The following is a 16,267-nucleotide window of genomic DNA, read 5'->3' as shown; positions in this document are numbered from 1 at the left end:
GCCCCGATCAGGGCTGGCCGAAGATCGGCTCCCAGCGCCCGGCGTGTCCGTCGTTCCCCTGACGGAAGCCGCTGAGCGGGACCTCCTTGTCGCTGCCGATGGTGACCAGCACGAGCCGCTGGTGGAACTCGTTCTTGTCGTTCTTGCCGATGTCCCAGGCGATGAGCTGCTTTTCGCCGACCCAGGCGAGCAGTTGCTGCCCGCGCACCTCGGTCTTCGCCCCGGTGGCGGCGTCGAGGACGTAGGAGGAGGTCTTCCACTTCTTGCCCGCGAAGTCACCGGCGACGAGCTTCCCGCTCGGCGACTTGCCCGCGTCGACGGACCACGACAGGTACTTGTCGCCCGTCGGCGCGGGGACCTCCTTGCCCGTGAAGTCGTAGAACTGCTTGCCGATGTCCCCCATGGGGTGACCCGCCCAGACGTGCCGGCCGTCGTCGGTGAGGGCGAAGTCCTGGCGGGTGTTGAGGAAGGTGCCGCCCTGGTCGTCGGGGTCGCTCGCGAGCTCGACCTCGGTCCAGGCGCCCTTCCCGGAGGCCACGTCGAGGACGTAGAAGCCGGTGCGGCTCGACGTCCATTCCTGGCCCCAGTCGTCGGAGCCCTCCGTCTTGACCCGCAGATCGGGGTTCTCGCCGTACGTCGTCGCGACCAGCTTGCGGCCGTCGCGGGAGAAGGCGAGCCCGCCGACCCCGTGGTCGACCGGGATCCACCGCTCGACCTTGCCGGTGGTCAGGTCGAGCAGGCCGATCCGCGAGGCGGGCAGGTCCTGCTCCAGGACGGCGGCGGTCTTCATGCCGGGGGCGACGGCGACCCAGGACCAGTTCGCGGCCTTGGCGTACTTGCCGGTCTTCGGGTTCAGCAGGTAGTAGGTGCGCTGGTAGACGGCGGTGTCCGTGGTCTTCTCGACCGTCTCCGGGATGAAGTACCCGGCCAGGGTCGTGCCCCCGACGGAGATCTCCTCGCGCGGCGGCGACTGGTCGGGGTGAGCCTTCGTGTCCTTCCTCTCCACCACGATGCCGCCGCCCGAGGGACGTGCGTCCTGCTTGCCGTAGTCCAGCAGCGGCACGGCCACTCCTACGGCGACCGCTGCCGCCGTGGCCACGGCGGCTCCCGCGAGCCTGCGGGTGCGGCGGCGCCGGCGGACGGCCAGCACGCGGTCGGCGAACCCCGATGCCGCCGGGGGCTGTTCGGTGGCCTGCTCGCGCAGGGCGTCGCGCACGAGTTCGTCGACGTTCATGACCGCACCTCCACGGGCGAGTAGTCATGGGACGGGAGCTGCTCGGCCTTGGCGGGGCCGAGGGCGGCCAGTTCGGGCGCCAGCGAGCGCAGCCGGGCCAGCGAGCGGTGGGTGGTGGACCGTACGGTGCCGACGGAGCAGCCCAGCAGCTGGGCCACCTCGGCCTCGGGCAGGTCCTCGAAGTAGCGCAGGACCAGCACGGTGCGCTGCCGCGCGGTGAGCCGGGACAGGGCCTGGCGCATCACCAGGCGCAGCTCGGCCGCGGACGAGGCGTCCGGGTCCGCGCCGGTCTCCGGTGGCTCGGCGACGCTGAGTTCGCGTCTGGGCCACTTCAGCCGCCAGCGGCTGATCTGCTGCCGGTAGAGGATCTGCCGTACGTAGGCCTCCGGCTCGTCGATGCGGTGCCAGCGGCCCGCCGCCTTGATCAGCGCGTTCTGGAGGAGGTCCTCGCCCGCGTGCCGGTCGCCGCCGCTCAGCAGGACCGCGGTCTTCAGCAGCGCGGACGACCGGTTCGCCACGAACTCCCGGAAACTCTCCTGCGCGTCGGCATCCATCGTCACCTTCTCTTCCCCCGAGAGCGGACCCGCTGTCCGTTCCCTGTGCCCCTTGTGACGCGCGCGGGGGCCTCCCACTATGCCTGCGCACATAAAAACGGGCCGGGGTCCCGTACCGCGCGTGTGCGATACGGGACCCCGGCCTGTCGAGGCAGTGGGTCAGCCCCAGCGGTAGCCGTCGCCGAACAGCAGGGTGTGCTCCAGCACGTCCTCCATCGGGTCGTCGACCTGGCCCACGTTGACCAGCCCGATCCGGGGGCCGTTGTGCGAGGCCGTGTTGGTCTCGTCGGCGTGCGCGACGCCGGCCGCCGGCCAGCAGGCCACCGCCACCGTGACCGCTCCGGTCAGGCAGCGCGCCACGATCCTCGCCCGCTCGTTCCTCATACCCAGGTCCCTCGTTTCGTCGGTTCGGCGTCTGATCGGACTGAAGCGTCCACCCGTTCATCTGATTGAACCGCCGAGAGGTCACGCCGGGTAACTCGTACGTGGCGCTGTGCGTACGTCAGTTGTGGCTGTGCAGGATCTCGTTCAGGCCGCCCCAGACCGCGTTGTTCGGCCGGGCCTCGACCGTGCCGGTGACCGAGTTGCGGCGGAAGAGGATGTTGGAGGCGCCGGACAGCTCGCGGGCCTTGACGATCTGGCCGTCGGGCATGGTGACGCGGGTGCCCGCGGTGACGTACAGACCGGCCTCGACCACGCACTCGTCGCCGAGCGCGATGCCGACGCCCGCCTCGGCGCCGATCAGGCAGCGCTCGCCGATGGAGATGATCACGTTGCCGCCGCCGGAGAGCGTGCCCATGGTCGAGGCACCGCCGCCGATGTCGGAGCCGTCGCCGATCACGACGCCCGCGGAGATACGGCCCTCGACCATCGACGTGCCGAGGGTGCCCGCGTTGAAGTTGACGAAGCCCTCGTGCATGACGGTGGTGCCCGCGGCGAGGTGGGCGCCCAGGCGGACCCGGTCGGCGTCGGCGATGCGGACGCCCTTCGGGGCGACGTAGTCCGTCATGCGCGGGAACTTGTCGATGGAGGTCACCTGGAGGTGCAGACCCTCGGCGCGGGCGTTCAGCCGGACCTTCTCGATGTCGTCGACGGCGACCGGGCCGAGCGAGGTCCAGGCGACGTTGGCGAGGAAGCCGAACATGCCGTCCAGGCTCTGGCCGTGCGGCTTGACCAGGCGGTGCGAGAGCAGGTGCAGGCGCAGGTAGACGTCGTGCGCGTCGATCGGCTTGTCGTCGAGGGAGCCGATGACCGTGCGGACCGCGACCACCTCGACGCCCCGGCGGGCGTCCGGGCCGATCGCCGCGGTCGCGCCTCCGCCGAGCAGCTCCGCGGCACGCTCGGCGGACAGCCGCTCGGTGCCGGACGGGCCGGGCTCGGCGGCGAGCTCGGGCGCGGGGAACCAGGTGTCGAGCACGGTGCCGTCGGCGGCGATCGTGGCGAGGCCGGCGGCAACGGCGCCGGTGGTGCGAGGAGCAGTCGTGTCGGTCATATGGGCAACCTAACCGGCCGGGCGGGGTGAGGGCGAACCGGTGTGCACGGCGTCTCATGTGCCGGGCACACCGGCCGGGAGCGAGCCCTGATCAGGGCGGCCTCAAGGCTTCTGATCAGGGCGCCCTCAGGGCTTCTCGCCCTTCCTGTCCACCACCGCCACCGCCAGCCGTGCCGAGCTGATCACGACGTCCCCCTCGCCCCACTCCTCGTTCCGGCTGCTCCGGTCCAGCGACCGGTACCCCGCGTAGAGCCAGGTGTCCGGGTCGAGGAGCACTTCGTCGCGGGAGGTGTCCGAGACACTCTTCAGGTAAAGCGCGTAGGCGCTGCGCCCCGCCTCGTCCTGGACCTCCGCGACCTGCACGCCGGGGATCGTGGCGAGGGCCCGGTAGACCTTGGCGAGGCCGGCGGGATCGTACGCGTACGCCCGGCTGAGGACGGCCACGAGGGCCCGGTACTCGTGCTGGGTACGGGTCTCGGACGGGTCGGTGGCGTAGAAGAACGCGCGCGCCTTCGCCCGCACCTTCGCCGGGTCGTCCGGGAGGCTCTTGAGGAACGCGTACTCCTCCCTGGGCGAGTGGTCGTCGCCGGCCCGCCCGCCCTCCATCTTCGGATCGGCGTACGCCATCCAGTCCTCGCTGGTCTGCGGGTCGGGCTCGTCGTCCGTCACGTTCGTCTCGGCGGACTTCACGTAGATCCACTGGCCGTCGCGCGCGGTGACCGCGGGACCTGCGGCGATGGCGTCGGCGGCGTCGTTCAGGAAGTCCTTGGCACTGCCCAGTTCGAGGTTGTAGCCGGGCCCGGCTCCCGGCTGCGCACCCTCCGGTCCGCGGTCCGCCACCTGTGTCCCGATCACGGCCACCGCGGTGATCACGGCCGCCGTTCCCGCGGCCACGAGCCGCCAGTCGCCCCGCAGCCTGCGGGTGCGGGCGCGGCCTGCCGCTTCCCGCAGCAGCAGCTCGCGCCCGGCGACGAGGTCCGCGCGCTCGGCCGCCGGCGCCTGGGCCCGCAGGTCGCGGACCGCCGTCATCTCGTCCATGTCAGACCACCTCCGTGGCGTCCAGCGTGAATGCGGGATCGGCGCCCAGGGCCGAACGGACCTTGCGGCGGGCGCGGTTGAGCCGGGAGCGCACGGTTCCGACGGGGATGCCGAGCGCCTCACCGACCTCGGTGTACGTCAGATCCGCCCAGGCCACCAGCAGCAGCACGTGCCGGTCGCCCACGGACAGCGCGGCCAGTGCCCCGGCGAGCGGGGCCTGCGCCGCCTGCGCGGTGACGCGGTCGTCGGCGCGCTCGGACCAGGTCTCGGCGACCGGATCGTGCCCGGTACGGGCCAGCGCCCGCAGGGCCCGCACCTCGGCGCGGCGCTGCTTGCCGATGAGGTTGCCCGCGATGCCGTAGAGCCAGGGGCGGGCGCTGGGGCGCGTGGTGTCGTAGCGGGACCGGATGCGGAAGGCGACCAGGAAGGTCTCCGCGGTGATGTCGTCGGCTGCGCTCACGCCCAGCCGCCGTGCCGCGTAGCGGTGGATGTCGGGGGCGTACCGGTCGTAGAGGCGGGCGAAGAGCTCCGGTTCCTCCAGGGACTGGGCGACGACCTGGGCGTCCTCGGGCGAGGACGGGTCCGGTGGTCCGGTCACGTGGTGGCCTCCGTGGGTGTGGTCGGGGTGAGCATGTCACCCGCTGTTCCCCGACGGCGGCGGAACGGTTCACGGAGGGCGGCGGAACGGTTCGCGGAGGGCGGCGGAAGGGGATTCACGGGCGACGCCCGGCGGGATCACGGCGGTTCACGCCGAGGCGTCGATGACCCGCGACAACACCTCCCGCGCGTACGCCTCGTCGTACGGCGTCCCCGTCAGCAGCACCTGCAGACAGATCCCGTCCAGCAGCGCGACCAGCGCCCGTGCCGTGACCGGGTCCGTGCGGTGGGCGAGGTGGGCGGCGAGGTCCTCGGCCCATTCGGCGGCGACCGGGCGCAGGGCGGGGCGGCGCAGGGCGGCGAGGTAGAGCTCGTACTCCAGCTCGACACCGGTGCGTTCGCCCGCGAGCCACTCACCCAGCAGGCCGGCGAGTTCCGCGGCCAGGTCGGTGCGCGGGTCGGCCAGGCCGCCGCGGGCGGCGACCGCCTTGGCGAAGCCCTCGTTCGCCTGCCGGAGCGCCGCGACCATCAGGTCGTCGAGAGTCTTGAAGTGGTACGTCGTGGAGCCGAGCGGCACATCGGCCTCGGCGGCGACGGAGCGGTGGCTCAGTCCGGCGAGGCCCTTCTCCCCCACGACCCGGATCGCCGCGTCGATGATCCGCTGCCGTCGCTCGGGGTCGTACCGCCGGGGCATCAGTGCGCGCCACCCAGGTTCAGCACCACCACGCCGACGATGATCAGCGCGATGCCGACCGCCCTGGCGGCGGTCATGCCCTCCCCCAGGAACGCGATTCCGATGGTGGCGATGGCCGCGGTGCCGACCCCGGCCCAGATCGCGTACGCGGTGCCGACCGACACGGTCTTCAGTGTCTGGGCGAGCAGCGCGAAGGAGACGACGTAGCCGAGGGCGGTGAGCAGCGAGGGCAGCAGCTTGGTGAAGCCGTCGGTGTACTTCATGGCCGTCGTCGCGGCCACCTCGGCGGCTATGGCGCCGGCGAGCATCAGGTATCCCATGTGTACGAGCGTACATATCCGATGTGGAAGGCGCTCGGTGCAAACGGCTGCCGGGAACTCACCGACTCCACTAGTGTTTCACCGTTCATCAACTCCCCCATCACCGGCCGCAGCCGTCGCCATGGGCGCCGCTGGAGGAATCGCGCATGCCAGAAAGCAAGTCCCGGCCCCCGCAGAACCAGCCGTGGGAGAGCGGCTGGACTCCGGACACCTCCCGGGTACCGGGAACGCGACGCCTGTGGCTGGCCGCCGCGCTGGCGCTGGCCACCGTCGCCGCGTGCTTGACCGCGATAGCCATGACGGACCGGCGTTCTGACGACCGGTCACCGTCGCCCCAGGACCAGGCGGCCGGCACCGACCCGACCGGCCCCGGTCTGATCTCCTTCGCCACGCCCTCCACGAGCGGCGCCGCGACGCCGGGCGGGAAGAGCGACGCGCCTCCCGCCCGCGCCACCCCGAAGGCCCCCAGCCCGCACGGCCCGACCTCCGCGACCCCGTCCGCCGACCCGCCGAAGTCCCCCAACCCACGGCCCAGTTCGCCGGACGCGAAGCCACCGGCCGCCACCTGGCGATCGGTCCGCTCGGTCAACTACCCCGACCGCTACTGGCACATCAGCGGCAGCAGCGTCCGGCTCGATGAGATCCACTCCGCCTCGGCCCGGCAGGACGCCACCTTCAAGCTGGTCAAGGGCCTGTCCGACGCGTCCTGCTACTCCTTCGCCACGGCCGACGGCACCTACCTCCGCCACCGCGACTTCGTGCTGCGCGAGGAAGGGCACGACGGCTCGCCCCTCTTCGACCGGGACGCCACGTTCTGCCCGCGCGGCGCGTCGGTGTCCGACGCGATCATGCTGGAGTCGGTCAACTTCCCGGGCCGCTTCCTGCGCCACAAGGACTTCACGCTCCGCCTGGAGTCCTACCAGCACTCGGGCCTGTATCAGGCGGACTCGGCGTTCCGGCTGGTGAACGGGCTGGCCTGACAGCCGGCTCCGGCGACTGGCCCGAGCACGAGAAACGGCGACGCCCAAGAGGCGTCGCCGTTCGCGTCGGCCGGTGGATCTCAGACGTTGAACCCGAGCGCCCGAAGCTGCTCCCGCCCGTCGTCCGTGATCTTGTCGGGACCCCACGGCGGCATCCAGACCCAGTTGATGCGCAGCTCGTTGACCAGGCCGTCCGTGGCGGACTTGGCCTGGTCCTCGATGACGTCCGTCAGCGGGCAGGCCGCCGAGGTCAGGGTCATGTCGATGGTTGCGATGTTCGCATCGTCGACGTGGATGCCGTAGATCAGGCCGAGGTTGACGACGTCGATGCCCAGCTCGGGGTCGACGACGTCGTACAGGGCCTCGCGGAGTTCTTCCTCCGAGGCCGGCTTCATCTCAACGGTCTCGCTCATGCCGTGTTCCTTTCGGCGTCGGCTCCGCCCAGTGCCTGGGCCGTCGCGTCCTTCCACGCCATCCAGCTCAGGAGGGCGCACTTCACCCGCGCCGGGTACTTGGAGACACCCGCGAACGCGACCGCGTCCTCCAGGATCTCCTCCATCGCGTCATCGGGCTCGATCCGGCCCTTGGACTGCATCAGCTCCAGGAAGGTCTCCTGGACCTTCTGCGCCTCGGCCAGCTCCTTGCCGACGAGGAGTTCGTTCAGTACGGAGGCGGAGGCCTGGCTGATCGAGCAGCCCTGGCCCTCGTACGAGACGTCGCTGATCGTCGTGCCGTCGTACTTCACGCGCAGCGTGATCTCGTCGCCGCACGTCGGGTTGACGTGGTGCACCTCGGCGTCGCCATCCCGCAGACCACGCCCGTGCGGGTTCTTGTAGTGGTCCAGGATGACTTCCTGGTACATCGAATCCAGCTTCACGACCAGCCTCTCAGCCGAAGAAGTTCCGTACGTGCTCCAGGCCGTCGACCAGAGCGTCGATCTCGGTCGGCGTGGAGTACAGATAGAACGACGCTCGCGTGGTCGCAGGAATTCCGTACCGCAGGCAGACCGGCCGCGCGCAGTGGTGGCCGACCCGGACCGCGATGCCCTGCTCGTCGAGGACCTGGCCCACGTCGTGCGGGTGGATGTCACCCAGCGTGAAGGAGATGGCCGCCCCGCGGTCCTCGGCCGTGGTCGGGCCGATGATCCGCAGATCGGGGACCTCCGCCAGCCGCTTCACCGCGTACTCGGTGAGCGCGTGCTCGTGGGCGAGGATCTTGTCCATGCCGATCGAGGACAGGTAGTCGATGGCCGCGCCGAGACCGACCGCCTGCGCGATCGGGGGCGTGCCCGCCTCGAACTTGTGCGGCGCCGGGGCGTACGTCGACGAGTGCATCGACACCGTCTCGATCATCTCGCCGCCGCCGAGGAAGGGCGGCAGGTCCTCCAGGAGTTCCTGGCGGCCCCACAGCACGCCGATGCCCGTCGGGCCGCACATCTTGTGGCCGGTGAAGGCCACGAAGTCGGCCTGGAGGGCCTGTACGTCCAGCGGCATGTGCGGCGCGGCCTGCGAGGCGTCGATGCAGACGAGCGCGCCGACTTCCTGCGCGCGGCGGACTATCGCCTCGACCGGGTTGACCGTGCCCAGGATGTTCGACACCAGCACGAAGGAGACGATCTTCGTCTTCTCGTTGATGATCTCGTCGATGTCGGACAGGTCGAGGCGGCCGTCGTCGGTGAGGCCGAACCACTTCAGCTTCGCGCCCGTGCGCTGCGCCAGCAGCTGCCACGGCACGATGTTGGAGTGGTGCTCCATCTCCGTGATGACGATCTCGGTCTCGTGGTCCACCCGGTAGGGCTCGTCGGCCCAGCCCAGCATGTTCGCCACGAGGTTGAGCGACTCGGAGGCGTTCTTGGTGAAGATCACCTCGTCGCGGCTCGGCGCGTTGATGAACGCGGCGACCTTGTCGCGCGCGCCCTCGTACAGCGCCGTGGCCTCCTCGGCGAGCACGTGCACACCGCGATGGACGTTGGCGTTGTAGCGCTCGTAGTACTCGTTCAGGGCGTCCAGCACCTGGCGCGGCTTCTGCGAGGTCGCCGCGTTGTCCAGGTACACGAGCTTCCGGTCGTCGTGGACCAGACGGTCCAGGATCGGGAAGTCCTTGCGGATCGCCTCGCCCAGAAGAGTGGGCTCAGTGAGGAGGCCCGGCAGCTGTGTCACGCGGATACGCCACCCTTCGTGTATGCCTCGTAGCCCTCTTCCTCCAGCTTGTCGGCGAGTTCGGCGCCGCCGGACTCCACGATGCGGCCGGCCGAGAAGACGTGGACGTAGTCGGGCTTGATGTAGCGCAGGATGCGCGTGTAGTGCGTGATCAGCAGCGTGCCGACCTCGCCGGTGTCGCGGACGCGGTTGACGCCCTCGGAGACGACGCGGAGCGCGTCGACGTCCAGACCGGAGTCCGTCTCGTCGAGGATCGCGACCTTCGGCTTGAGCAGCTCCAGCTGGAGGATCTCGTGGCGCTTCTTCTCACCGCCGGAGAAGCCCTCGTTGACGTTGCGCTCGGCGAAGGACGGGTCGATGTTGAGGCGCTCCATGGCCTCCCTGACCTCCTTCACCCAGGTACGCAGCTTGGGGGCCTCGCCGCGGATGGCGGTGGCGGACGTACGGAGGAAGTTGGAGACCGAGACGCCGGGGACCTCGACCGGGTACTGCATGGCCAGGAACAGGCCGGCGCGGGCGCGCTCGTCGACGGACATCTCCAGGACGTCCTCGCCGTCGAGGGTGACGGTGCCGCCGGTGATCGTGTACTTCGGGTGACCCGCGAGCGAGTAGGCGAGGGTCGACTTGCCGGAGCCGTTCGGGCCCATGATGGCGTGCGTCTCGCCCTGCTTCACGGTGAGGTCGACACCCTTGAGGATTTCCTTCGTGCCGTTCTCGACCTCGACGGTGACGTGCAGGTCTCGGATTTCAAGCGTTGCCATGGGTGCCTCAGGACTCCTGGGTGAGGGAGACGAGCACGTCGTCCCCTTCGATCTGTACGGGGTATACGGGGACGGGGCGCGTCGCGGGAAGGCCGGACGGCTTGCCGGTACGGAGGTCGAAGCTGGAACCGTGCAGCCAGCACTCGATCTGGCAGTCCTCCACCTCGCCCTCGGAGAGCGAGACGTTCGCGTGGGAGCAGATGTCGTAGATGGCGAACACCTCCCCCTCGGTACGGACGACCGAGACCGGCGTGCCGTCGAGTTCCACCCGCTTCGGGGTGTCCTCCTCCAGCTCGCTCAGCCCACAGACGCGTACGAAGGCAGTCATCAGACCGACGCCTCCAGCTCCTCGTCGATCTTCACGAGAAGGCGCTCTTCGATGTCGTCGACGCCGATCTGCTGGACCAGCTCGGCGAAGAAGCCGCGGACCACCAGGCGGCGGGCCTCGTCGGCCGGAATGCCACGGGCCATCAGGTAGAAGAGCTGCTCGTCGTCGAAGCGGCCGGTCGCGGAGGCGTGGCCGGCGCCGACGATCTCGCCGGTCTCGATCTCGAGGTTCGGTACGGAGTCCACGCGCGCCCCGTCCGTCAGGACCAGGTTGCGGTTCATCTCGTAGGTGTCCGTGCCCTCGGCCTTGGCCTCGATCAGCACGTCGCCGATCCACACGGCGTGCGCGTCGTCGCCCTGGAGCGCGCCCTTGTAGGCGACGTTGGACTTGCAGTGCGGGGTGTTGTGGTCGACCAGGAGGCGGTGCTCCTGGTGCTGACCGGCGTCGGTGAAGTACAGGCCGAAGAGCTCGGCCTCGCCACCGGTGCCGGCGTAGGCGACGCGCGGGTGGAGACGTACGAGGTCGCCGCCGAAGGTGACCACGAACGACTTGAAGGTGGCGTCCCGGCCGATCAGCGCGTTGTGCTGGCCCACGTGGACGGCCTTGTCGTCCCAGTCCTGGACGGAGACGACGGTCAGCTTGGCGCCGTCGCCCAGGATGTAGTCGACGTTGGCGGCGAGCACGGCGTCACCGGTGTGGTCGATGACGACGACGGCCTCGGCGAAGGCTCCCAGCTCGACGACCTGGTGGCCGTAGGCGACCCCGCCCTCGCCGTGCACGGCGATGCGGATCGGCTCGGTGAGCACCGTCTCCTTGGGGACGGTGACCACGCCGGCCTTCTCGAACGCCGAGTACGCCTGGGCGGCGACGCGGTCCACCGGGGTGCCGGCCTTGCCGATCCGGGCGTCGTCACGGCCGACGGCCTCGACGATGACGCCCTCGGGGGCGTCGATGTCGACCTTCACGCCGTCGCCGGTGGCGACCGCGGTGCCGTCGTGCAGCCCGCGCAGGCGCTCCAGCGGCGTGAACCGCCACTCCTCCTCGCGGCCGTGCGGGACCGGGAAGTCCGCGACGTCGAAGGACGGGGGCGCGCTCATGCGCGTGGCGACGGTCGACTCGGCGGCCACCGCGATCTGGCCGGCGGTGGTGGACCCCACCGGAATGTTCTGAGCCTCAGCCATGGCTGTCGTTGTGCTCTCTTTCCTACGTCTAGAAATCGGGAGGCCGCTTCGGAAGGCGGGACTTAGCCGACCGCGCCTTCCATCTGCAGCTCGATCAGCCGGTTGAGCTCAAGGGCGTACTCCATGGGCAGCTCCTTCGCGATGGGCTCGACGAAGCCGCGCACGATCATCGCCATCGCCTCGAACTCGCTCAGACCGCGGCTCATCAGGTAGAAGAGCTGGTCCTCGGAGACCTTGGAGACGGTGGCCTCGTGGCCCATGGAGACGTCGTCCTCCCGTACGTCCACGTACGGGTACGTGTCCGAGCGGGAGATGGTGTCGACGAGCAGCGCGTCGCACAGCACGTTCGACTTCGAGCCGTGAGCGCCCTCGCCGATCTCCACCAGACCACGGTAGGAGGTACGGCCGCCACCGCGGGCGACGGACTTCGACACGATGTTGGACGACGTGTTCGGCGCCATGTGGACCATCTTGGAGCCGGCGTCCTGGTGCTGCCCCTCGCCCGCGAAGGCGATGGACAGGGTCTCGCCCTTGGCGTGCTCGCCCATCAGGTAGACGGCCGGGTACTTCATCGTCACCTTGGAGCCGATGTTGCCGTCGATCCACTCCATGGTCGCGCCCTCGTAGGCGACGGCGCGCTTGGTGACCAGGTTGTAGACGTTGTTCGACCAGTTCTGGATGGTCGTGTAGCGGCAGCGGGCGTTCTTCTTGACGATGATCTCGACCACGGCGCTGTGCAGCGAGTCCGACTTGTAGATCGGAGCCGTGCAGCCCTCGACGTAGTGCACGTAGGCACCCTCGTCGACGATGATCAGGGTCCGCTCGAACTGGCCCATGTTCTCCGTGTTGATACGGAAGTAGGCCTGGAGCGGGATTTCCACGTGCACGCCCTTCGGCACGTAGATGAAGGAGCCGCCCGACCACACGGCGGTGTTCAGCGACGCGAACTTGTTGTCACCGACCGGGATGACGGTCCCGAAGTACTCCTTGAAGAGCTCCGGGTGCTCCTTCAGGGCCGTGTCGGTGTCGAGGAAGATGACGCCCTGCTCCTCCAGGTCCTCGCGGATCTGGTGGTAGACGACCTCGGACTCGTACTGGGCCGCGACTCCGGCGACGAGGCGCTGCTTCTCCGCCTCCGGGATACCGAGCTTGTCGTACGTGTTCTTGATGTCCTCGGGCAGGTCCTCCCAGGACTCCGCCTGCTTCTCCGTGGAACGTACGAAGTACTTGATGTTGTCGAAGTCGATACCCGACAGGTCCGAGCCCCAGTTCGGCATGGGCTTCTTGTCGAACAGGCGCAGGCCCTTGAGACGGAGCTTGGTCATCCACTCCGGCTCGTTCTTCTTCGCGGAGATGTCCTTGACGACACCCTCGCTCAGACCGCGCTTGGCAGAGGCACCGGCTTCGTCGGAGTCGGCCCAGCCGTATTCGTACTTGCCCAGGCCCTCGAGCTCAGGGTGGGCAGTCTCCGTGGGGAGAGTCATGCGGGGTTCCTCCCGGCCGTGCTTGCGGATGCGTGATGAGTGGTTTTGGGAATCTTCGGGATGAACGTCGTGCAGACGCCGTCGCCGTGCGCGATGGTCGCCAGTCGCTGGACGTGCGTGCCGAGCAGCTGGGAGAAGATCTCGGTCTCCGCCTCGCAGAGCTGCGGGAACTTTTCCGCGACGTGGGCCACCGGGCAGTGGTGCTGGCAGAGCTGCTCGCCGACCGGTGCGCTGCGCGCCGTAGCAGCGTACCCGTCCGCGCTCAGGGCCTTGGCCAGGGCTTCGGTCCGCTGCTCGGGCGGGGCCGCCTCGATCGCCGCGCGGTACGCGCCAGCCTGTTCGGCGATCCTCGCGCGCGCGAAGGCGATCACGGCCTCGTCCCCGCCGAACCGCTCCTGGATCCAGCGCAGGGCGTCCGCGGCGAGCTGGTCGTACGACTGGTCGAAGGCGTCGCGGCCACAGTCGGTGAGCGCGAAGACCTTGGCCGGGCGGCCACGGGTCCGCGCTCCGTAGACCCGCTGTTCGCGCGCCTCCACGACGTCGTCCGCGACCAGTGCGTCCAGATGCCGCCGTACGGCCGCCTGGGTGAGCCCCAGTCGTCCGGCCAGCGCGGCGACGGTCGACGGCCCGTGGTCCAGGATGGACCGCGCGACCCGGTTGCGCGTGGAGCGCTCCCCGGTCGCGAGTTCCTCCTGAGGGGCCTCGCCGACGTTTTTCACAACGCCATTGTTGCGTAATTCCTCAGGGGCGGGCAAGCGGCGTCCGGGGGACGGACGGTGCCCTGCGTCACTTAGGCTTACCTAATCTGACCTGCGGAAACGATCTTTGATCGATCAAATGGCTGGCACCCAGGGAGCACTTCGGGGACACTCCCGACCATGCCCACACCGCCTCCCACCGGCCCTCTTGTCACCCGGGACACCCTCGCCGCACAACTGCGCCGACTGGGTGTCGAGACCGGCGAAACCCTCCTCGCGCACTCCTCGCTCAGTTCCCTCGGCTGGGTCTGCGGAGGGCCCGTCGCGCTCGTCCAGGGACTGCTCGACGCGCTCGGCCCGGACGGCACCCTGGTCGTCCCGGCCCAGAGCGCCGACCTCTCCGACCCGGCGCTGTGGAGCAATCCGCCGGTGCCCGAGGAGTGGTGGGAGCGGATCAGGGCCGCCATGCCCGCGTACGACCCGCTGATCACCCCCACGCGCGGGGTCGGCGTGATCCCGGAGACCGTACGGCGCTGGCCGGGCGCCCTGCGCAGCGCGCACCCGCACACGTCCTTCGCGGCCGTCGGCCCGCGCGCGGCGGAGATCACCGAGGGCCACTCCCCCGACTGCCGCCTGGGCGAACGCAGCCCGCTGGCCCGCCTGGAGAAGCTGGGCGCCCGGGTGCTGCTGCTCGGCGTGGGCTACGACTCCTGTACCAGCTTCCACCTGGCCGAATACCGCATACCGGCGCCACTCGTCGAGGTCGGGCGGCCGGCCCCTGGCGGCGGCTGGGAGGTGCTGACGGAGGTGTCCATCGACTCCGACCGGTTCGACGAGCTGGGCAGCGACTTCGAGCGGGACCGTCCCGTCGTACGGGGCGAGGTGGGCGCGGCCGACGCACGGCTGTTTCCCGTCGCGGACGCCGTGGCGTACGCGGAGCGGTGGCTGGCGGTGCACCGGCCCCGTGAGGAGGAGATCCTGCACCCGCCCGTCTGAGGCGCGGTCCACGTACCTAGACTCTGGACCCATGCGAAGCGAGCCCGTGGTCCAGGTCCAGGCCCTGGTGAAGCGGTACGGCACGAAGACCGCGGTGGACGGCCTCGACCTGGTGGCCAGGGCGGGTGTGACCGCCGTACTCGGTCCCAACGGGGCGGGCAAGACGACCACGGTCGAGACCTGCGAGGGGTACCGGAAGCCGGACTCCGGCACGGTGCGCGTCCTGGGCCTCGACCCGGTGAGACAGGCCCGTGAGCTGCACCCCAGGATCGGCGTGATGCTGCAGTCCGGGGGCGTCTACTCGGGCGCGCGGGCGGACGAGATGCTGCGCCACGTCGCCAAGTTGCACGCCGATCCGCTCGACGTCGACGCGCTCATCGAGCGCCTGGGGCTCGGCAGTTGCGGCCGGACCACGTACCGGCGGCTGTCGGGCGGCCAGCAGCAGCGGCTCGCGCTGGCGATGGCCGTGGTGGGGCGCCCGGAGCTGGTCTTCCTGGACGAGCCGACCGCCGGGCTCGACCCACAGGCCCGCCGCGCCACCTGGGACCTGGTCCGCGACCTGCGCACCGACGGCGTCTCCGTGATCCTCACGACCCACTACATGGACGAGGCCGAGCAACTCGCCGACGACGTCGCGATCATCGACGCGGGCCAGGTCATAGCCCAGGGCACCCCGGAGGAGCTGTGCCGCGGCGGCGCCGAGAACACGCTCCGCTTCACCGGCCGCCCGGGACTGGACGTCGGCTCCCTGCTGAAGGCGCTCCCCGCGGACTGCTCGGCCGCGGAGCTGACGCCGGGCTCGTACCGGGTCGTCGGCAAGGTCGACCCGCAGCTGCTCGCCACGGTCACGTCCTGGTGCGCTCAGCACGGCGTGATGCCGGAGAAGATCTCGGTCGAACGCCACACCCTCGAAGACGTGTTTCTGGAGCTCACCGGGAAGGACCTGCGCTCGTGACCACCGTCGGCACCGGGATGTACACGCCGAAGCCGGGGGCCGCGCCCCTGCCCCGCATGATCGCGGCCCAGGCCGCCCTCGAGACGAAGATGCTGCTGCGCAACGGCGAGCAGCTGCTGTTGACGGTGGTCATCCCCACGCTGCTCCTTGCCCTCTTCAGCTCCGTGGACATCGTCGACACCGGGGCCGGCGAGGCGGTGGACTTCCTCACGCCCGGCATCCTCGCGCTGGCGGTGATGTCGACCGCGTTCACGGGCCAGGCCATCGCGACCGGCTTCGAGCGCCGGTACGGCGTCCTCAAGCGCCTCGCCTCCTCGCCGCTCCCCCGCTGGGGCATGATGACCGCGAAGACGCTGTCCGTGCTGGTCACGGAGGTCCTCCAGATCGTCCTGCTGACGGTGATCGCCTTCTCGCTGGGCTGGTCGCCGCACGGCAACCCCTTCGCCGTACTGCTCCTGCTGATCCTCGGGACGGCCGCCTTCTCGGGGCTCGGCCTGCTGATGGCGGGCACGCTGAAGGCGGAGGCGACGCTCGCCGCCGCGAACCTGGTCTTTCTGCTGCTGCTCGTCGGCGGCGGGGTGATCGTGCCGCTGGACAAGTTCCCGGCCGCGGCCCAGGACGTCCTCGGGCTGCTGCCGATCTCCGCGCTGTCCGACGGGCTGCGGGACGTACTCCAGCACGGCGCCGGCATGCCCTGGGGTGATCTGGGGATTCTCGCCGTCTGGGCGGTCGTGGGCTTGGCCGCCGCCGGGAAGTTCTTCCGCTGGGAGTAGAGGGGGTGGGCCCCGTCACGGAC

20 protein-coding genes are annotated in these 16,267 nt (G+C 70.1%); 4 read left to right on the top strand and 16 right to left on the bottom strand.

Features of this window, described 5'->3' with window-relative positions; genetic code table 11:
- Positions 1-7: 7 nt before the first annotated feature.
- The 8 genes from ABT063_RS14030 to ABT063_RS13995 form a co-directional block, all read right to left on the bottom strand.
- Entirely contained in the window at positions 8-1,234 is a 1,227-nt protein-coding gene (locus ABT063_RS14030; RefSeq protein WP_351057523.1) for an SMP-30/gluconolactonase/LRE family protein, read from the bottom strand.
- The gene (locus ABT063_RS14025; protein ID WP_351057522.1) at positions 1,231-1,788 is read right to left on the bottom strand and encodes a SigE family RNA polymerase sigma factor; all 558 of its coding nucleotides are present in this window, start codon (positions 1,786-1,788) and stop codon (positions 1,231-1,233) included. The genes ABT063_RS14030 and ABT063_RS14025 overlap by 4 nt, the downstream gene beginning before the upstream one ends.
- 159 nt (positions 1,789-1,947) lie before the next feature.
- Positions 1,948-2,172 carry a hypothetical protein gene (locus tag ABT063_RS14020; protein ID WP_351057521.1) on the bottom strand — a complete coding sequence of 75 codons (225 nt, stop codon included), beginning with the start codon at positions 2,170-2,172 and terminating at the stop codon, positions 1,948-1,950.
- Between the two features lie 118 nt (positions 2,173-2,290).
- Entirely contained in the window at positions 2,291-3,280 is a 990-nt protein-coding gene (gene dapD / locus ABT063_RS14015; protein WP_351057520.1) for a 2,3,4,5-tetrahydropyridine-2,6-dicarboxylate N-succinyltransferase, read from the bottom strand.
- Positions 3,281-3,406: 126 nt separating this feature from the next.
- Complete coding sequence (locus ABT063_RS14010; protein WP_351057519.1) at positions 3,407-4,318, bottom strand: CU044_5270 family protein; 912 nt, start codon at positions 4,316-4,318, stop codon at positions 3,407-3,409.
- Position 4,319: 1 nt separating this feature from the next.
- Positions 4,320-4,916 (bottom strand): RNA polymerase sigma factor, encoded by a 597-nt coding sequence (locus ABT063_RS14005; RefSeq protein ID WP_351057518.1) that lies wholly within the window; start codon positions 4,914-4,916, stop codon positions 4,320-4,322.
- A gap of 147 nt (positions 4,917-5,063) precedes the next feature.
- Positions 5,064-5,609: a TetR/AcrR family transcriptional regulator gene (locus ABT063_RS14000; protein ID WP_351057517.1), complete on the bottom strand. Its 546-nt coding sequence runs from the start codon at positions 5,607-5,609 to the stop codon at positions 5,064-5,066.
- A complete protein-coding gene (locus tag ABT063_RS13995; protein WP_351057516.1) occupies positions 5,609-5,929 on the bottom strand; it encodes a DMT family transporter in 321 nt (106 codons plus the stop codon). Before ABT063_RS13995 ends, ABT063_RS14000 begins: the two co-directional genes overlap by 1 nt.
- Positions 5,930-6,075: 146 nt before the next feature.
- Here ABT063_RS13995 and ABT063_RS13990 point away from each other — a divergent pair, with 146 nt between their 5' ends.
- On the top strand, positions 6,076-6,909 hold the full coding sequence (locus ABT063_RS13990; protein WP_351057515.1) for an AbfB domain-containing protein: 834 nt from the start codon (positions 6,076-6,078) through the stop codon (positions 6,907-6,909).
- Between the two features lie 80 nt (positions 6,910-6,989).
- On the opposite strand, the gene ABT063_RS13985 is transcribed toward ABT063_RS13990, so the two are convergent.
- The 8 genes from ABT063_RS13985 to ABT063_RS13950 form a co-directional block, all read right to left on the bottom strand.
- Positions 6,990-7,322: a metal-sulfur cluster assembly factor gene (locus tag ABT063_RS13985; protein WP_030677253.1), complete on the bottom strand. Its 333-nt coding sequence runs from the start codon at positions 7,320-7,322 to the stop codon at positions 6,990-6,992.
- Positions 7,319-7,786: a Fe-S cluster assembly sulfur transfer protein SufU gene (sufU, locus tag ABT063_RS13980; protein ID WP_351057514.1), complete on the bottom strand. Its 468-nt coding sequence runs from the start codon at positions 7,784-7,786 to the stop codon at positions 7,319-7,321. The genes ABT063_RS13985 and sufU overlap by 4 nt, the downstream gene beginning before the upstream one ends.
- A gap of 10 nt (positions 7,787-7,796) precedes the next feature.
- On the bottom strand, positions 7,797-9,068 hold the full coding sequence (locus ABT063_RS13975; RefSeq protein ID WP_351057513.1) for a cysteine desulfurase: 1,272 nt from the start codon (positions 9,066-9,068) through the stop codon (positions 7,797-7,799).
- Positions 9,065-9,829 (bottom strand): Fe-S cluster assembly ATPase SufC, encoded by a 765-nt coding sequence (gene sufC / locus ABT063_RS13970; protein ID WP_351057512.1) that lies wholly within the window; start codon positions 9,827-9,829, stop codon positions 9,065-9,067. Before sufC ends, ABT063_RS13975 begins: the two co-directional genes overlap by 4 nt.
- A 7-nt stretch (positions 9,830-9,836) precedes the next feature.
- On the bottom strand, positions 9,837-10,157 hold the full coding sequence (locus ABT063_RS13965; RefSeq protein ID WP_351057511.1) for a non-heme iron oxygenase ferredoxin subunit: 321 nt from the start codon (positions 10,155-10,157) through the stop codon (positions 9,837-9,839).
- Positions 10,157-11,338: a Fe-S cluster assembly protein SufD gene (gene sufD / locus ABT063_RS13960; protein WP_351057509.1), complete on the bottom strand. Its 1,182-nt coding sequence runs from the start codon at positions 11,336-11,338 to the stop codon at positions 10,157-10,159. Before sufD ends, ABT063_RS13965 begins: the two co-directional genes overlap by 1 nt.
- A gap of 62 nt (positions 11,339-11,400) precedes the next feature.
- Positions 11,401-12,822 (bottom strand): Fe-S cluster assembly protein SufB, encoded by a 1,422-nt coding sequence (gene sufB, locus ABT063_RS13955; RefSeq protein WP_351057507.1) that lies wholly within the window; start codon positions 12,820-12,822, stop codon positions 11,401-11,403.
- Positions 12,819-13,541 carry a helix-turn-helix transcriptional regulator gene (locus ABT063_RS13950; RefSeq protein WP_351057506.1) on the bottom strand — a complete coding sequence of 241 codons (723 nt, stop codon included), beginning with the start codon at positions 13,539-13,541 and terminating at the stop codon, positions 12,819-12,821. Before ABT063_RS13950 ends, sufB begins: the two co-directional genes overlap by 4 nt.
- Positions 13,542-13,700: 159 nt before the next feature.
- Here ABT063_RS13950 and ABT063_RS13945 point away from each other — a divergent pair, with 159 nt between their 5' ends.
- Genes ABT063_RS13945 through ABT063_RS13935 form a run of 3 tightly spaced genes read left to right on the top strand, consistent with a single transcriptional unit; the run spans position 13,701 to position 16,244 of the window.
- On the top strand, positions 13,701-14,516 hold the full coding sequence (locus ABT063_RS13945) for an AAC(3) family N-acetyltransferase (protein ID WP_351057505.1): 816 nt from the start codon (positions 13,701-13,703) through the stop codon (positions 14,514-14,516).
- Between the two features lie 31 nt (positions 14,517-14,547).
- Positions 14,548-15,471, top strand: coding sequence for an ABC transporter ATP-binding protein (locus tag ABT063_RS13940; protein ID WP_351057503.1), 924 nt, complete (start codon positions 14,548-14,550; stop codon positions 15,469-15,471).
- 17 nt (positions 15,472-15,488) lie between these two features.
- Positions 15,489-16,244, top strand: coding sequence for an ABC transporter permease (locus ABT063_RS13935; RefSeq protein WP_351057556.1), 756 nt, complete (start codon positions 15,489-15,491; stop codon positions 16,242-16,244).
- Positions 16,245-16,267 lie beyond the last annotated feature (23 nt).

It is taken from the genome of Streptomyces sp. NPDC002838 (assembly GCF_040295365.1).
In the GTDB taxonomy this organism is placed as follows: Bacteria; Actinomycetota; Actinomycetes; order Streptomycetales; family Streptomycetaceae; genus Streptomyces.
This window is presented reverse-complemented; position numbering and strand designations above follow the sequence as displayed.

What these genes read in the sequence shown, in the direction of transcription:
- ABT063_RS13940 (WP_351057503.1), top strand. Translation starts at nt 14,548, where the DNA reads ATGCGAAGCGAGCCCGTGGTCCAGGTCCAGGCCCTGGTGAAGCGGTAC.
- ABT063_RS13965 (WP_351057511.1), bottom strand. Translation starts at nt 10,157, where the DNA reads ATGACTGCCTTCGTACGCGTCTGTGGGCTGAGCGAGCTGGAGGAGGAC.
- ABT063_RS13995 (WP_351057516.1), bottom strand. Translation starts at nt 5,929, where the DNA reads ATGGGATACCTGATGCTCGCCGGCGCCATAGCCGCCGAGGTGGCCGCG.
- ABT063_RS14030 (WP_351057523.1), bottom strand. Translation starts at nt 1,234, where the DNA reads ATGAACGTCGACGAACTCGTGCGCGACGCCCTGCGCGAGCAGGCCACC.
- ABT063_RS14020 (WP_351057521.1), bottom strand. Translation starts at nt 2,172, where the DNA reads ATGAGGAACGAGCGGGCGAGGATCGTGGCGCGCTGCCTGACCGGAGCG.
- ABT063_RS13985 (WP_030677253.1), bottom strand. Translation starts at nt 7,322, where the DNA reads ATGAGCGAGACCGTTGAGATGAAGCCGGCCTCGGAGGAAGAACTCCGC.
- dapD (WP_351057520.1), bottom strand. Translation starts at nt 3,280, where the DNA reads ATGACCGACACGACTGCTCCTCGCACCACCGGCGCCGTTGCCGCCGGC.
- sufD (WP_351057509.1), bottom strand. Translation starts at nt 11,338, where the DNA reads ATGGCTGAGGCTCAGAACATTCCGGTGGGGTCCACCACCGCCGGCCAG.
- ABT063_RS14000 (WP_351057517.1), bottom strand. Translation starts at nt 5,609, where the DNA reads ATGCCCCGGCGGTACGACCCCGAGCGACGGCAGCGGATCATCGACGCG.
- ABT063_RS13945 (WP_351057505.1), top strand. Translation starts at nt 13,701, where the DNA reads ATGCCCACACCGCCTCCCACCGGCCCTCTTGTCACCCGGGACACCCTC.
- sufB (WP_351057507.1), bottom strand. Translation starts at nt 12,822, where the DNA reads ATGACTCTCCCCACGGAGACTGCCCACCCTGAGCTCGAGGGCCTGGGC.
- ABT063_RS13990 (WP_351057515.1), top strand. Translation starts at nt 6,076, where the DNA reads ATGCCAGAAAGCAAGTCCCGGCCCCCGCAGAACCAGCCGTGGGAGAGC.
- sufC (WP_351057512.1), bottom strand. Translation starts at nt 9,829, where the DNA reads ATGGCAACGCTTGAAATCCGAGACCTGCACGTCACCGTCGAGGTCGAG.
- ABT063_RS14025 (WP_351057522.1), bottom strand. Translation starts at nt 1,788, where the DNA reads ATGGATGCCGACGCGCAGGAGAGTTTCCGGGAGTTCGTGGCGAACCGG.
- ABT063_RS13935 (WP_351057556.1), top strand. Translation starts at nt 15,489, where the DNA reads ATGTACACGCCGAAGCCGGGGGCCGCGCCCCTGCCCCGCATGATCGCG.
- ABT063_RS14010 (WP_351057519.1), bottom strand. Translation starts at nt 4,318, where the DNA reads ATGGACGAGATGACGGCGGTCCGCGACCTGCGGGCCCAGGCGCCGGCG.